The following is a 14111-nucleotide window of genomic DNA, read 5'->3' as shown; positions in this document are numbered from 1 at the left end:
GGACCCACCGTCCGGTGGCCTGCGGCCTAGCCGATGCTCAAGGCAATTCCGTCAAGAATATCGTGTTCGCTGGTGACGGCCGATTCGACCCTGTGGTCGGTCACCTCGGCCAGCCGTTCAAGGACGCGCCGCCAGACGAGGGCGCCCGCTCCGATCACGTCCACCCGGCCCGGGTGCATGTAGGGCAGGGCGGCCCGTTCGGCGTGGGTCATCTCCAGCAGTTCCGTGCAGGCGCGTCGCACGGCGTCCAGCGGCAGTTCAGTGCCGTGGATGGCCGCGGCGGAGTACTCCGGCAGCGCGAGCGCGTGGGCCGTGATGGTGGTGATGGAGCCGGCGACCCCGACGACGGCGGCGCTGCGGTCCAGCGGAACCGTCCGGGCCGCCACTTCGAGGGCGGCGTCGACGTCGGCCTCCGCAGCGGCGATCTGCTCCGCCGTGGGCGGGTCGCTGCGCAGGTGCCGTTCGGTCATCCGGACGCAGCCGATGTCGACGGATTTGGCGGCAATGACGCCGGCGGCATTGCCGAGCACGAACTCCGTGCTGCCGCCGCCGAGGTCCACCACGAGCACGGGGTCCGCGCCACGGGATGGCAGGACGCTGCTGGCGCCGGCGAAGGACAGGGCGGCTTCCTCGTCCCCGGTGATGACCTCGGGTTCGACGCCGAGGAGTTCGCGGATGCCGTCCACGAAGATCTGCCGGTTGTTGGCGTCGCGGGTTGCGGAGGTCGCGACGAAACGCACCTTGGTGGCCCCGTGGTCATGGATCTGCCGCGCGTAGTCCGCCGTGGCGGCAAAGGTCCGGTCCAGGGCGTCCGGGGCGAGTTCGCCGGTGGCGTCCACGCCCTGGCCGAGCCGGACGACGCGCATTTCGCGCACTACGTCCTTCAGCCGGGGCGCCGCGCCGTCCACGTCCAGGTCGGCGATGAGCAGGCGGATAGAGTTGGTGCCGCAGTCCACGGCGGCCACGCGGGTCACTGGCCGGCCCCGTCGATGCCGGCGGAACCTGTGGGTCCGGCGGAGTTTGCGGGTCCGTCCGGTCCGGCTGCGACGGTGCCGGCGGAACCTGTGGGTTCGGTGCGCGGCTTCCGGACCGGGGCCGGCCGTCCCACGATCTCCGGAAGTCCCTGCGGCCCGTGCCTGCTGAGGTCCTGCGAGGGGGTCTCGCCGCCGGTGTCCCAGGCGCCGTCGCAGTAGCAGCGGTCCGTGGTCCACCATTCGCCGATGGCGGCGAGGGCTTCGTCGCCGAGCGGGTTGACACCCGGTCCGGCGGCCAGTGAATGGCCGACCAGGACGTGCAGGCACTTGACGCGGGTGGGCATTCCGCCGGCGGAGATGCCGTCGATTTCGGGCACGGCGCCGATCCCGGATCTGGCGCCGATCTCCGCGCGGGACGCCAGGTAGGCCTCGTGGGCGGCGCGGTAGTCCGCCGCCAGGGCCTCGTCGCCGCCGAGCCGTTCGTTCATCTCGTTCATCAGGCCGGCCGCTTCGAGCCGGGACACCGCGGAGGTGATGACGGGGTGCGTGAGGTAAAAGGTGGTGGGGAAGGGGGTGCCGTTGCTCAGCCGCGGGGAGGTGGCCGCCACCAGCGGGTTGCCGCAGACGCAGCGGGCCGGGATTTCCACGACGTCACGCACGGGCCGCCCCAGTTGCCGGCTCAGGACATCCAGGTCGTGCGGCGAGGGCCGGCGGGATTCCGCCAAGGAGCGGGCCGGTTCCGGGGTTTCCGGGTTTTCCGCGCTCGGGTTGACTGCCGTGGGGGTCTCGTCCACTTGGTTCTGGTCCACGGGGGCGGCACCTTCCTGCCCTGTCTGGTTGTCCGGCGGACAATCCTGCGGCGGGCGCCGCTTCTAGTCTGTTGCCGAGCGCCGGATGGAGTCCCAGAGGGAGTCAACCCAGGGCAGCTCGGCCGGGTCTTGTGCTGATCCTGCCCCGGCCGCGCCACTGGTGGAACCGGCAGGAAGATCGCTGCCGAAGACCCAGTAGCCCGTCTCGCCGGGCATAACCATGTTAATGCGGTCCCGGGCCTGTTGTTTCACGTAGTTCGGATCCTGCCACCGGGAGACCTGGCGCCTCAGCTCGTCTTGCTGGGCCTGTTTGGCGGAAATGTCCGCCTGGAGCGCGGCGATTTCCGCCCGCTTTTCGAAGAAAATCTTGACCGTGGGCGCCAGCATGATGGTGATGGCAATCATGACGACGAGCAGCGCCAGCATGCGGCCGGAGAAGGCCTTGGCCGGGACCGGGTCGAGGTTCTCTGCCGCCGGCGCGGTGCCGTCCTTGGACGGTTTGGCCGTGCCGTGCTTGGCCGTCCCGTGCTTGGCCGTCCCGTGTGTGCCCGTGGCTGACTTTGCGGCGTTGGGCTGGGCTGCGTTTTTCGCGGTGGCGCCGTTCGGAGTGGCTGCGTTCTTCGGAGCGGAGGCGGACGCAGCACCGCTAGTCCGGGCGGAGCCGGCGGTGCCGCCGTGCTGGCCGGCTGCCCTGACGGGAGTCCGCGGGCCGGGGGCGGAGTTGCCGGCAGGGTGGGTCTGGGAGCCGCGGGATCCGCCGAAATCCGCCTGGATGACGTCGCCGCCGTCGCCGGTGTCCGGAGACTTCGGGGCCGCAGGCGTGGCCCGGGGAACCTTGGGTCGGCGGGTAGCCATGTCACTCCTGTAATGCCAGGTTCTCCCCCGGCTGGCTTGCTGCGTTCAGTGCTGATCCCGTGGCCTGGACCGGGCACCGACCTGGAGCCGGCGGCGCGGCGCCACTAACGGTGCCAAAAAGGACGTGCCCAAGAAGGACGTGCCAAAAAGGAACCGGTGGCCATGGTCTTTCAACCATAGCCACCGGTTCGCAGTTCGTGCGGTTACTAGCCCTTGAAACGCGGGAAGGCGCTCCGGCCGGCGTAGCGTGCGGCGTCGTCGAGTTCCTCTTCGATGCGCAGCAGCTGGTTGTACTTGGCCACGCGCTCGGAACGGGCCGGGGCACCGGTCTTGATCTGGCCGGCGTTGGTGGCAACGGCGATGTCAGCGATCGTGGTGTCCTCGGTTTCGCCGGAGCGGTGCGAGGTGATGGTGGTGTAACCCGCGCGCTGGGCGAGGGAGACGGCGTCCAGGGTTTCGGTCAGGGAACCGATCTGGTTGACCTTGACCAACAGCGAGTTGGCGGTCCGCGAATCGATGCCGGTCTGCAGCCGCTCCGGGTTCGTGACGAAGAGATCGTCGCCCACGATCTGGACCTTGTCGCCGATGGCGTCGGTGAGGGTCTTCCAGCCCTCCCAGTCGTTCTCGTCCAGCGGGTCCTCGATGGACACCAGCGGGTAGTCGGCAACGAGCTCGGCGTAGTAGGCGCTCATCTCGGTGGAGCTGAGTGACTTGCCTTCGAACTGGTAGGCGCCGTCCTTGAAGAACTCGGAAGAGGCAACGTCCAGGGCGAGGGCGATGTCCTGTCCCGGGGTGTAGCCGGCGTTCCGGATGGCTTCCTGGATGAGGTCCAGGGCTGCGCGGTTGGACGGCAGGTTCGGCGCGAAGCCGCCTTCGTCGCCCAGGCCAGTGGACAGGCCCTTGGCCTGCAGGACCGCCTTGAGCGCGTGGTAGACCTCGACGCCCCAGCGCAGGCCTTCCGAGAAGGTCTCGGCACCCAGCGGGACAACCATGAATTCCTGGATGTCGACGTCGGAATCGGCGTGCGATCCGCCGTTGAGGATGTTCATCAGCGGCACGGGCAGCACGTGGGCGTTCGGTCCACCGAGGTACTTGTAGAGCGGCAGGTCGGCGGATGCCGCGGCTGCGTTGGCGACGGCCAGGGACACGCCCAGGATGGCGTTGGCGCCGAGCTTGCTCTTGTTGGCGGTGCCGTCCAGGTCGATCATCGACTGGTCGATGCTGCGCTGGTCGGTGGCGTCGAAACCGATCAGGGCCGGGGCGATCTGGTCGATGACCGCGTCGACGGCCTTCTGGACGCCCTTGCCGAGGTAACGGCCCTTGTCGCCGTCGCGGAGTTCAACGGCTTCGTGCTCGCCGGTGGAGGCTCCGGAGGGAACTGCTGCGCGGCCGATCTGGCCGTCCGAGAGCAGGACTTCAACTTCTACGGTGGGGTTGCCACGGGAATCGAGGATCTCGCGGGCGTGGATGGCATCGATAAGCGCCATGGATAGGCTCCTTTGGGTGAAGCGATCTGCTGGGAATCTGATGGGAACTCAAGCTGGGAATCAAGCTGAAAAACCGACGTCCTCGTCGCAACCCAGCCTAGTCGAGAGTGGGATAAGTTACAGAAACCTATCCAGTCCCCGGACGTCATTGTGGCGGATCACGGGGACGACGGCGCGGGCGGGCCCTCCTGGAAGCGGCGGTTCGCGCCGCGGAGGGCCCGTTCGGCGTCGAGCCCCCGGTCCCGGGCGGCGGCGGCGATGGCGAAAAGCAGCTCCCCGAGGTCCTCTTCCGAGGAGGGGACGTCAACCGTCCCGGTGGCGGCCGGAAGGCCGGCCCGTTCGGCGCGGTCGAGGAGCTTTTGGGCACGGGCCAGCGCCGGAAGGGCTGCCGGGACGCCCCCGAGGGCCCCCGGCCGGGAAGGATCAGCGCGGGAGGGTTCGCCGGTGCCGGCGGCCCCGGAATGCAGGACCTGTTCGGAGCGTTTGACGGCGTCCCATGTCTGGACGATTTCCTCCACCGTCGCCGGGAAGGACTCCTGCAGTGAGCCGTCGGGACGGAACACATGCGGGTTGCGCCGGATCATTTTGGCTGTCAGGCCGCGGGCGACGTCGTCGAGGTCGAAGGCGCCGCGCTCCTGGGCGAGCCTGGCGTGCAGGACCACCTGGAGCAGGACGTCGCCGAGCTCGGCCTTCAGCTCGGCGTCGCCGCCGTCCGTCTCGATGGTCTCCGCCACCTCATAGGCCTCCTCGAGGAGGTACTCCACGAGGGACTCATGGGTGAGGGCGCCCATCCAGGGGCAGTGGACGCGCAGCTCAGCCATGGCATCGACCAGCGCGCCCACCGCGGTGGAGTCTTGGTTAGCCAAGGTCGGCGTAAGCCTCGTTGATGTATTCGACGAGGGCTTCCTTCTCCTCAAGCGGCAGGAAGGCGGCCTCGGCGGCGTTCAGCGTCAGCTCCAGCAGGTCGTCGAGGTCGTAGTCGAAGGTCTCGACCAGCAGTTCGAACTCGTCGGTGAGGGTCACGCCGCTCATCAGCCGGTTGTCGGTGTTGATGGTGACGTTGAAGCCGAGCTGGTAGAGCATGTCCAGCGGGTGGCTTTCAATGCCCTCGCCAAAGCCGGAGACGGCGCCGGTCTGCAGGTTGGAGGAGGGGCAGATCTCCAGGGCGATGCCGCGGTCACGGACCCAGCTGGCGAGCTCGCCCAGGGTGACCATGCCAATGTTGTCGTTGGACTCGTCGCCGTCGGCGTCCTCGTCGTCGAATTCAACGGTGACGTCCTCGGCGATCCGGACGCCGTGGCCCAGGCGCAGGGCGCGTCCGTCGACCAGGGCGGACTGGATGCTGTCGAGTCCGGCGGCTTCCCCGGCGTGAACCGTGGCCGGGAAGTTGTGCTGGGCCAGGTAGGTGAAGGCGTCCTTGAACCGGGATGGCGGGAAGCCGTCCTCGGCGCCGGCAATGTCGAAGCCGACGGCGCCGTTGTTGCGGTGGCGGACCGCCAGTTCGGCGATTTCCTGGCCGCGGTCGGCGTGCCGCATGGCGGTGATCAGCTGGCCGACCTGGATGTCGCGGCCGGTCTCGGCGACGGCGTCGACGCCGGCCTCCAGGCCTGCCTGTACGGCCTCGACGGCGTCGTCCAGGCTCAGGCCCTGCTGGAGGTGCTGTTCGGGCGCCCAGCGCACTTCGCCGTAGACCACGCCGTCGTCGGCAAGGTCCTCGACGAATTCCTTGGCGACGCGGAAGAGGCCTTCCCTGGTCTGCATCACGGCGATGGTGTGGTCGAAGGTCTCGAGGTAGCGGACCAGAGAGCCGGAGTCGGCGGATTCACGGAACCACTCCCCCAGCGCGACGGGGTCGGTGGAGGGCAGGGTGTGTCCTGCGGCCTCGGCCAGTTCGATGATGGTGGCCGGACGGAGTCCGCCGTCCAGGTGGTCGTGAAGGGAGACCTTGGGGAGGCCCTTCAGGTCGAAGTCGAGGTCAGGGGCAGCGTCAAGAATTATCTCAGTCACGCTCCAACCTTAGGGTTGGAGGCCCGGCAATACCAGCCGGTCCGCCGGCGGCCGCGCCGGACGGCTGAATCAGGCTTCGACGTCGGCCGGTGCCGCCAGCTGCGCAGGCATCGGGAGGCTGCCGGGAGCCGGACGGGGCGCGGACGGAGCGGGCGCGGCCTGCGCGGTCGTGGCGGCGGGCGGGGCCTGCATGTTCGTGGCGAGCGCGGCCTTCGCTTCTGCCGCCATGCTGGCGGCCCGGCTCGCTGCCGCGGCGGCGCCCCGGGTGTCGCGCCAGCGGTGCAGCCAGGTCAGCGCATGGTCGATCACGATGCCGAGCACGATGGCGAAGGCGATGGCAATGCCGACCCCCAGCAGCGGGTGTTCGTGGACCCAGTTGCCGGCGATGATGCCGACGCCGGCCGAGTACGCGACCCAGGTGATGGAGGCGAAAATGTCGAGGATGACGAAGCGGCGCCGCGGGTACGCGGTGGTGCCGGCGATCCAGTTCACGGCCACGCGGCCCACCGGAATGTACCGGGCCGTGAAGATCAGCATGGCGCCGCGCTTGTCCAGTTCATAGCGCGCCCAGTTCAGGGCACGGTGGACCTTGGGTTTGCGCATCCAGCGGAAGCGCTCGACGCCGACGTGGCGGCCTAGCAGGTATGCCATGTTGTCACCGGCGATGGCCCCGACGGCGGCGGCGGCCATCACGAACCACATGTTCGGCTCGCCAGACGTGACGGACAGTGCACCCAAGGCCACGATCAGGGTTTCACTGGGCAGAATCGGAACGAAACCGTCGATGAAACAGAAGATCGTGAGGATCGGATAAATCCACCATTGTCCCGCGGCATGGAGAATAGCCTCATTGATGAATTCCACGCGGGCTTTGCTCCTAGGAAAGTGACGAAAAGCGCTCTTTAGTGTCCCATGACCGGCAAGGATTCGCTACGGTTCCATCCGGATAAATCTGCTGTATCCAATGGCTCCGGTTTCAGGAGGGTTCCGACGGCGGGACCGGGTGTTCGGCGTCCTCGGGGAGCCTGCCGCGCAACCTGCTGATCGCGAGGTCCACGAGGATGCCCAGGCCGATCGCGCAGATGACGGCGACGATGACGCCGAGCAGGTGGTTCTCTTCAAACCACTGCCCGAAAAAGAGGCCGATCGCCACGGAATAGGCGCCCCACAACACCGCGGAGAGCCCCGTCATGCCCACGAACCGTGGCTGCGGGAAGTGGGTGGCGCCCGCGGTCAGGTTGACCGCGACCCGGCCGATCGGCACGAAGCGCGCCACGAGGATCAGCGACGCCGGCCGTTTCCGGAGCTCGCTGCCGGCCCAGCGGAAGGCCCGCTGCATGCGGTGGCCTCGCATCCAGGCCCAGCGCCGGGTGCCGGTGCCGCGGCCGATCAGGTAGGCGATGTTGTCGCCCAGGAACGCTCCTGCGGCGGCGGTCGCGGCCAGGAGCACCGGGTTGGGGATGTCGGCGGTGGCGGCGACCGCGGCGAGCCCGACGACCACCGATTCGCTCGGAATGGGCGGAAAGAAGCCGTCGATCACACAGCAGGCGAAAACAAGGACGAGGACCCAGGGTTGCCCCGCTGCGGCCAGGATGAAGTCGTTGATTGCCTGCACGGTTTCCTTACAAACAACGGGGGACGGCTGTCGTGCCAGTGTACTGCGGGGCCGCCCCGGGGGTTTGCCCTACCACTTGTGGCGGCTAACCCTGAAGGTTGGGGACCACAAGTGATAGGGCAACGGGGAATCAGGCGATGCGGTCGATGATGAGCTGCTGGGCCGGGCGTGAGCCTTCCGGGGCAATCACCACGGCGTGTTCGAGGGCTTCCCGGGCCCGTTCGAACTTCTCCGGGGTGTCCGTCAGGAGCGTCATCAGCGGTTCGCCGGCCTTGACCAGGGCGCCTGGCTTGGCGTGCATCCGCACCCCGGCGCCCGCCTGGACCTGGTCCTCCTTGCGGGCCCGCCCGGCACCGAGGCGCCAGGCGGCGACGCCGACGGCCATCGCATCGAGTTCCACCAGCACACCGTCGGCCGGGGCGTAGATGACCTCGGACTCCCTCGCCACGGGAAGCTTGGCGCGCGGGTCCCCGCCCTGCGCCTCGATCATGCGGTTCCAGACGTCCATGGCCCGCCCGTCCCGGAGCGCGGCCCGGGGGTCGGCGTCGTGGACGCCCGCGCAGGCGAGCATTTCCTCCGCGAGCCGGACGGTGAGTTCGACGACGTCTTCCGGCCCGCCCCCGGCCAGCACCTCCACCGATTCCTCGACCTCGATGGCGTTGCCCGCGGTGAGGCCCAGCGGCGTGTTCATGTTGGTCAGCAGCGCCACCGTGTTGACGCCGGCGTCCTTGCCCAGCGCCACCATGGTCTCGGCCAGTTCACGGGCGCGGGCCTCGTCCTTCATAAAGGCGCCGCTGCCGACCTTGACGTCCAGCACCAGCGACCCGGTGCCTTCGGCGATCTTCTTGCTCATGATCGAGGACGCAATCAGCGGGATGGCCTCAACCGTGCCGGTGACGTCCCGCAGGGCGTAGAGCTTCTTGTCGGCCGGGGCCAGCCCGGCGCCGGCGGCGCAGATGACCGCTCCGACCTCCTGGAGCTGGGCCAGCATCTCCTCGTTGCTCAGCGCGGCGCGCCAGCCCGGGATCGATTCGAGCTTGTCCAGGGTGCCGCCGGTGTGGCCCAGTCCGCGGCCGGAGAGCTGCGGCACGGCCACCCCGAAGACCGCGACCAGCGGTGCCAGTGGCAGGGTGATCTTGTCCCCCACTCCGCCGGTGGAGTGCTTGTCGGAGGTGGGCTTCACGCTGCCGTCGGGGCGCCGCAGGCTGGAGAAGTCCATCCGCTCGCCGGAGGCGATCATGGCCGCCGTCCAGCGCGAGATTTCGGCCCGGTCCATGCCGTTGAGCAGGATCGCCATGTTCAGGGCGGCCATCTGCTCGTCGGCGATCGCGCCGCGGGTGTACGCGTCGATCGTCCAGTCAATCTGGGCGGGGCTGAGCACGCCCTTGTCCCGCTTGATGCGGATGATGTCGACGGCGTCGAACGCTTCGGTCAGCTTGGGGGTTTGTGTCGGTTGGGTCATTGGGCTTGCTCCAGGTGTTGGGGGCCAAAGGCATCGGGAAGGACCTGGTCCATGGTCCTGATTCCCTGCGTGGTCATGAGCTCCATGTCGGGAGCGCGGAATTCGTAGAGCAGCTGCCGGCAGCGCCCGCAGGGCATAAGGACGTTGCCGGCGGCATCAACGCAGTAGAAGGCGCGGAGCAGGCCGCCGCCGGTCATGTGCAGGTTGCCGACGAGCGCGCACTCGGCGCACAGGGTCAGCCCGTAGCTGGCGTTTTCGACATTGCACCCGCTCACAATCCGGCCGTCCGCGGTGAGGGCTGCTGCCCCCACCGCGAACTTCGAATACGGTGCGTAGGCGTTTTTCATGGCGGCGACCGCGGCGGCCTCCAGGGCGGCCCAGTCGACGTTGGTGCTGTCCATGGTCAACCCTTGACGTACGGTATGCCGCTCGCGGCCGGCGGCCGGGAGCGGCCCACCAGCCCGGCGACGGCGAACACGGTCACGAGGTAGGGCAGCATGGCCATGAACTGGCTCGGCACCGGGGTGCCGATGATGGTCACGATGCTCTGCAGGTTGTCGGCGAAACCGAACAGCAGCGCGGCGAAGAACGCCCCGATCGGGTTCCAGCGGCCCAGGATCATGGCGGCGAGGGCGATGAAGCCGCGCCCGCCCGAGATTTCCTTCGTGAAGCTGTCGATCGCCACGAGGGTGAAGAACGATCCGCCGATCCCGGCGACGGCGCCGCCGAGGGTGACGTTCCAGAAACGGGTCGCGTTGACCTTGATGCCCAGGGTGTCGGCGGCCTGCGGGTGTTCGCCCACGGAGCGGACCCGGAGGCCCCACTTCGTCTTGAACAGCGCGATCCAGATCACGGCCACAGCCACATACATGAGGTAGCCCACCACGGACTGCTTGAACAGGATGGGGCCGATCACCGGGATGCTGGACAGGACCGGAATATCGATGATGGGAAGCCGGCCCGGGGAGTTGAATTTCTCCGGATCCGACTGCATCACGGTGCTGAACAGGAAGCCGGTGAGCCCGGAGACCAGGACGTTGAGGACGACGCCGACGATGATCTGGTTGACGACGTACTTGATGCTGAAGACCGCCAGCACCATCGAGACGAGGGCGCCGGCGACGGCGGCAGCGAGCAGGCCCAGGTAGGGGTTGTCGGTCATGCTGGCGACGATCGCGGCCGTGAAGGCACCGCCCAGGAGCTGGCCTTCGATGGCGATGTTCACGACGCCGGCGCGTTCGCAGAGGACTCCGGAGAGGGAGCCGAAGACGATCGGCACCGCGAGGGTCACGGACCCGGCGATGAGTCCGGCCAGGGAGATGCTCGGGGTCCGGGCGCCGCCGACCACCCAGATCAGGAAGGCCACCACGAACACGACCGTGAAGACGGCCGGCAGCCAGCGCGGGGGCCGGGCGTTCTTTTTCGCCTTCAGTACCAGGGCGTAGCCCGCGAGGCCCAGCAGGATCATGGAGAGGACAATGCCGGACAGGAAGGCGGGCACCTCGATCGCGGGGAGCTGGAAGAAGTCACCGCCGGAGGAAACACCGAACCTGGCCGTGGCTTGCGGGCCCATCAGGCCGAAGAAGATGAACGCGACGACCGCCAGCGCCATCAGTGTGACCGGCAGCTTCCAGGTCACGGGCTTGGCGGACACCGTGTGCTTGCGGTGCGCGTTCGGGGTGCCCGGCTGGGGCTTGACGGGTTTTCCCGGGACGGGCGAGGTTGCTGTTGTGCTCATGCTGCACCTCCGGTGGCTACTGCCTTCTGGGACTTGCCGGCGGGTGCGGCCTTCTTCTTGCGCGGGTTGAGTCCGAAGATCGCCCGGACCAGCGGCGGGGCCGCGATGAACAGCACGATGAGGGACTGGACCACCAGCACGATGTCGATAGGGGTTCCGGTCTGGATCTGCATCTGGACCGCTCCGGCGCGGAAGGCGCCGAACAGCACGCCGGCGGCGAAGGTGCCCCACGGCGTCGAACGTCCCAGCAGGGCGACGGTGATGGCGTCAAAACCGTAGGTTGCCGCGACACCGTCGGTCAGGACCTTTTCGGTGCCGGCCACCTGCGCGACGCCGGCCAGCCCGGCCAGGCCGCCGGCGATGGTCATCACCAGGATAGTGGCGCGCGGCACGTTGATGCCGGCGGTGAGGGCCGCCTTGGGGTTGGCACCCACCGCGCGGAACTCGAAGCCGATGGTCGAGCGGTTCAGCAGCCACGAGACAAACACCGTCGCCGCGATGGCCAGCAGGAAGCCGATGTGCAGCCGGTACTGGCTGCCGAAGATCTGCGGGTACACGGCGGACGCGTCCAGGATCGGGGAAATCGGGGTGGTCTCCCCCGGCCGCTGGAACGCCGGGGTGTCCAGGAGGTAGCGCACGAGGTACAGGGCGATGTAGTTGAACATGATGGTCACGATGACCTCATGGGCTCCGGTCTTCGCCTTGAGCAGGCCCACCAGGCCGCCCCAGACGGCGCCGCCGACGATGCCGGCGAGCAGGACCAGCAGCAGGTGGAGGCCCATCGGCAGGTCCAGCGCGAAGCCGACCCAGGCGGCGAAGATGCCGGCCATGATGATCTGGCCCTGCGCACCGATGTTGAACAGGCCGGCGCGGAAGGCCAGGGCGACGCCGAGGCCGGCGGTAATCAGCGGCGTGGCGATGGTGAGGGTCTCCATCAGCGGGGCGAACTGGCCGCCCACTCCGCTGCCGCGCGGGTTGAAGACCGAGCCCTGGAAGAGTGCGACGTAGGACCCCGTGGCGGCGGACCAGACGGCGGCGAGGAAGTCGGTCGGGCGGGCGAACAAGTAGGTCGACGTGGCGGCGACCACCTTGTCGGTGCTGGCAATGAGCAGTCCGCCCAGGATCAGGGCCAGGAGGACGGCCAGGATGGTCACGATGCCGTTGCCGGTGAAGATCTTGCGCAGCACCGAGTCCGTGTCCTCGGCGCCGGGGAGGGTTCCGCTCTGCGCCGAGACGGGAACCGCCGACGGCCTCATCGCCCCGCCGGCGGTGTCCAGCGAGGTGGCAAAGGCGGTGTCGCCCTCATCGGGCGTCTCGATATCCGCGTCCGCGGCCCGGGTTTCCGGAGACTGCGGGGCCGGGGACTGCGGGGCCGGGGACTGCGGGGCCGGTATACGGTCCGGATCCGGTCCGGCCGAGCGTCGCGGCTCGTTATTTTCACTCATGGTCGTCTCCTACGGCGCCGGAGCGGGGCTCCTGCACGGGGTGGGCGGCGGGCGCCGGGGTTGTTGCTGGGGGTTCTGCGGCGGGGCTGTTGGCGGGGTGGTCGGCGGAGCTGTCCGCAGGGTTGGCGACAGTGTTGTCGGTGGAGCTGTCCGCGGGGAGCGGTGCCGGGTGCTTGCCCGCGGTGTCGGCGTGGGCGTCCTGCGGGGACAGCCCGGCCATCATCAGGCCGAGGACGTCGCGTCCGGTGCCGGCGGGGACAATCCCGACGAGCTTGCCCTTATAAAGGACCGCGATCCGGTCGGCGAGCTCGATCACCTCGTCCAGTTCGGTGGAGACGATCATCACGGGGGTGCCGTGGTCGCGCTCGGCCACGATGCGTTTGTGCAGGAACTCGATGGATCCGACGTCCACGCCGCGGGTGGGCTGGGAGGCGATGAAGAGCCGCAGCGGACGGGACAGCTCCCGGGCCATTACCACCTTCTGCTGGTTGCCGCCGGACAGGGTGCCGGCCGCGAGCGACCCTGACGGGGTACGCACGTCGAACTCGTCGATCCGGGTCTGGGCGTTCTCCAGGACCTTGGCCGGACTCATGCTGATGCCCTTGGCGAAGGGAGCCTGGTCATAGCGGTCCAGAATGAGGTTTTCGGCGATTGAAAACGTCCCGATGAGGCCGTCGACCGAGCGGTCCTCGGGCACGAAGCCGACGCCGGAGTTCAGGACTTCCTTGACGCTGCGCCCGACGAGTTCCTCGCCGTCGAGCAGGATGGAGCCGTGGACGCGGTCCTGGAGGCCCAGGATGGCCTCGGTCAGTTCCGTCTGGCCGTTGCCTTGGACCCCGGCGACGGCGAGGATCTCGCCGCGGGCGATGTCGAAGCTGATGCCGTCCACCACATGCTGGCCGCTGGGCGCGATCACGGTGAGGTCCTTGACCTGGAAGGTCTTCTCCTGGGGTTTGGCCGGGGCCTTCTCCAGCGTCAGGTTCACGGCCCGGCCCACCATCATGGACGCCAGTTCGGTCGTTGAGGCGCCGGGGTCGGCGGTGCCGACGACCTTGCCGCGCCGGATCACCGTGATGGTGTCCGAGACTGCCTTGACCTCGCGGAGCTTGTGCGAAATGAAGACGATTGACGTGCCGTGGCTCTTGAGCTGGCGCATGATGTCCAGCAGCTCATCGGTGTCCTGCGGGGTCAGCACCGCCGTGGGCTCATCGAGGATGAGCACCTTGGCGTCGCGGACGAGCGCCTTGATGATTTCCACGCGCTGCTGCACGCCGACCGGGAGGTCCTCGACCATCGCGTCGGGATCGACGTCGAAGCCGTACCGGTCCGAGATCTCCTGGATCTTCCGCCGGGTGTCGTCCAGGTTCAGGAATCCGCCGGCCTTGGTGGCTTCCGCTCCCAGGGCAACGTTTTCGGCGACCGTGAAGACCGGGACCAGCATGAAGTGCTGGTGCACCATGCCGATGCCCGCGGCCATGGCGTCGCCGGGGCCGCGGAAGGTGACCGGCTTTTCGTCGATCAGGATTTCGCCCTCGGTGGGCTCGTACAATCCGTAGAGGACATTCATCAGCGTGGACTTGCCCGCGCCGTTTTCGCCGAGCAGACAGTGAATCTGCCCGGGTTCAACAACCACATCGATGTGATCGTTGGCTACCAGGGAGCCGAAGCGTTTGGTGATCCCCTTGAGTTCAAGTTTCAAAACTCTGACCAATCTCGAAG

The 14111-nt window shown here is 68.3% G+C and carries 13 protein-coding genes; all 13 read right to left on the bottom strand.

Annotated features, from left to right (window positions below; all coding sequences use genetic code 11):
• Window positions 1–26: 26 nt before the first annotated feature.
• Window positions 27–974 carry a Ppx/GppA phosphatase family protein gene (locus AC06G6_RS05210; RefSeq protein WP_479827022.1) on the bottom strand — a complete coding sequence of 316 codons (948 nt, stop codon included), beginning with the start codon at window positions 972–974 and terminating at the stop codon, window positions 27–29.
• A complete protein-coding gene (locus tag AC06G6_RS05205) occupies window positions 971–1699 on the bottom strand; it encodes a DUF501 domain-containing protein (protein ID WP_479828542.1) in 729 nt (242 codons plus the stop codon). The genes AC06G6_RS05210 and AC06G6_RS05205 overlap by 4 nt, the downstream gene beginning before the upstream one ends.
• Before the next feature lie 147 nt (window positions 1700–1846).
• Window positions 1847–2638: an FtsB family cell division protein gene (locus AC06G6_RS05200; RefSeq protein ID WP_479827020.1), complete on the bottom strand. Its 792-nt coding sequence runs from the start codon at window positions 2636–2638 to the stop codon at window positions 1847–1849.
• Between the two features lie 206 nt (window positions 2639–2844).
• On the bottom strand, window positions 2845–4125 hold the full coding sequence (gene eno, locus AC06G6_RS05195) for a phosphopyruvate hydratase (protein ID WP_354350998.1): 1281 nt from the start codon (window positions 4123–4125) through the stop codon (window positions 2845–2847).
• 158 nt (window positions 4126–4283) lie between these two features.
• A complete protein-coding gene (locus AC06G6_RS05190) occupies window positions 4284–4916 on the bottom strand; it encodes a MazG nucleotide pyrophosphohydrolase domain-containing protein (protein ID WP_479828541.1) in 633 nt (210 codons plus the stop codon).
• A 67-nt stretch (window positions 4917–4983) separates the two neighbouring features.
• On the bottom strand, window positions 4984–6132 hold the full coding sequence (locus tag AC06G6_RS05185) for an adenosine deaminase (RefSeq protein WP_479827017.1): 1149 nt from the start codon (window positions 6130–6132) through the stop codon (window positions 4984–4986).
• A gap of 69 nt (window positions 6133–6201) precedes the next feature.
• On the bottom strand, window positions 6202–6996 hold the full coding sequence (locus tag AC06G6_RS05180; protein WP_479827015.1) for a DedA family protein: 795 nt from the start codon (window positions 6994–6996) through the stop codon (window positions 6202–6204).
• A gap of 112 nt (window positions 6997–7108) precedes the next feature.
• Window positions 7109–7747 (bottom strand): DedA family protein, encoded by a 639-nt coding sequence (locus AC06G6_RS05175; protein ID WP_479827013.1) that lies wholly within the window; start codon window positions 7745–7747, stop codon window positions 7109–7111.
• A gap of 130 nt (window positions 7748–7877) precedes the next feature.
• Window positions 7878–9209, bottom strand: coding sequence for a thymidine phosphorylase (locus tag AC06G6_RS05170; protein WP_479827011.1), 1332 nt, complete (start codon window positions 9207–9209; stop codon window positions 7878–7880).
• Entirely contained in the window at window positions 9206–9610 is a 405-nt protein-coding gene (locus AC06G6_RS05165) for a cytidine deaminase (RefSeq protein WP_479827009.1), read from the bottom strand. Before AC06G6_RS05165 ends, AC06G6_RS05170 begins: the two co-directional genes overlap by 4 nt.
• Window positions 9611–9612: 2 nt before the next feature.
• The gene (locus tag AC06G6_RS05160) at window positions 9613–10947 is read right to left on the bottom strand and encodes an ABC transporter permease (protein WP_479827007.1); all 1335 of its coding nucleotides are present in this window, start codon (window positions 10945–10947) and stop codon (window positions 9613–9615) included.
• On the bottom strand, window positions 10944–12392 hold the full coding sequence (locus AC06G6_RS05155) for an ABC transporter permease (RefSeq protein ID WP_479827004.1): 1449 nt from the start codon (window positions 12390–12392) through the stop codon (window positions 10944–10946). Before AC06G6_RS05155 ends, AC06G6_RS05160 begins: the two co-directional genes overlap by 4 nt.
• On the bottom strand, window positions 12385–14091 hold the full coding sequence (locus AC06G6_RS05150; protein WP_479827002.1) for an ABC transporter ATP-binding protein: 1707 nt from the start codon (window positions 14089–14091) through the stop codon (window positions 12385–12387). The genes AC06G6_RS05155 and AC06G6_RS05150 overlap by 8 nt, the downstream gene beginning before the upstream one ends.
• Window positions 14092–14111 lie beyond the last annotated feature (20 nt).

It is taken from the genome of Arthrobacter sp. CJL-S3 (assembly GCF_056711635.1).
Note: the sequence above shows the minus strand (reverse complement) of the source record. Positions and strands in the feature narration are given on the sequence as shown.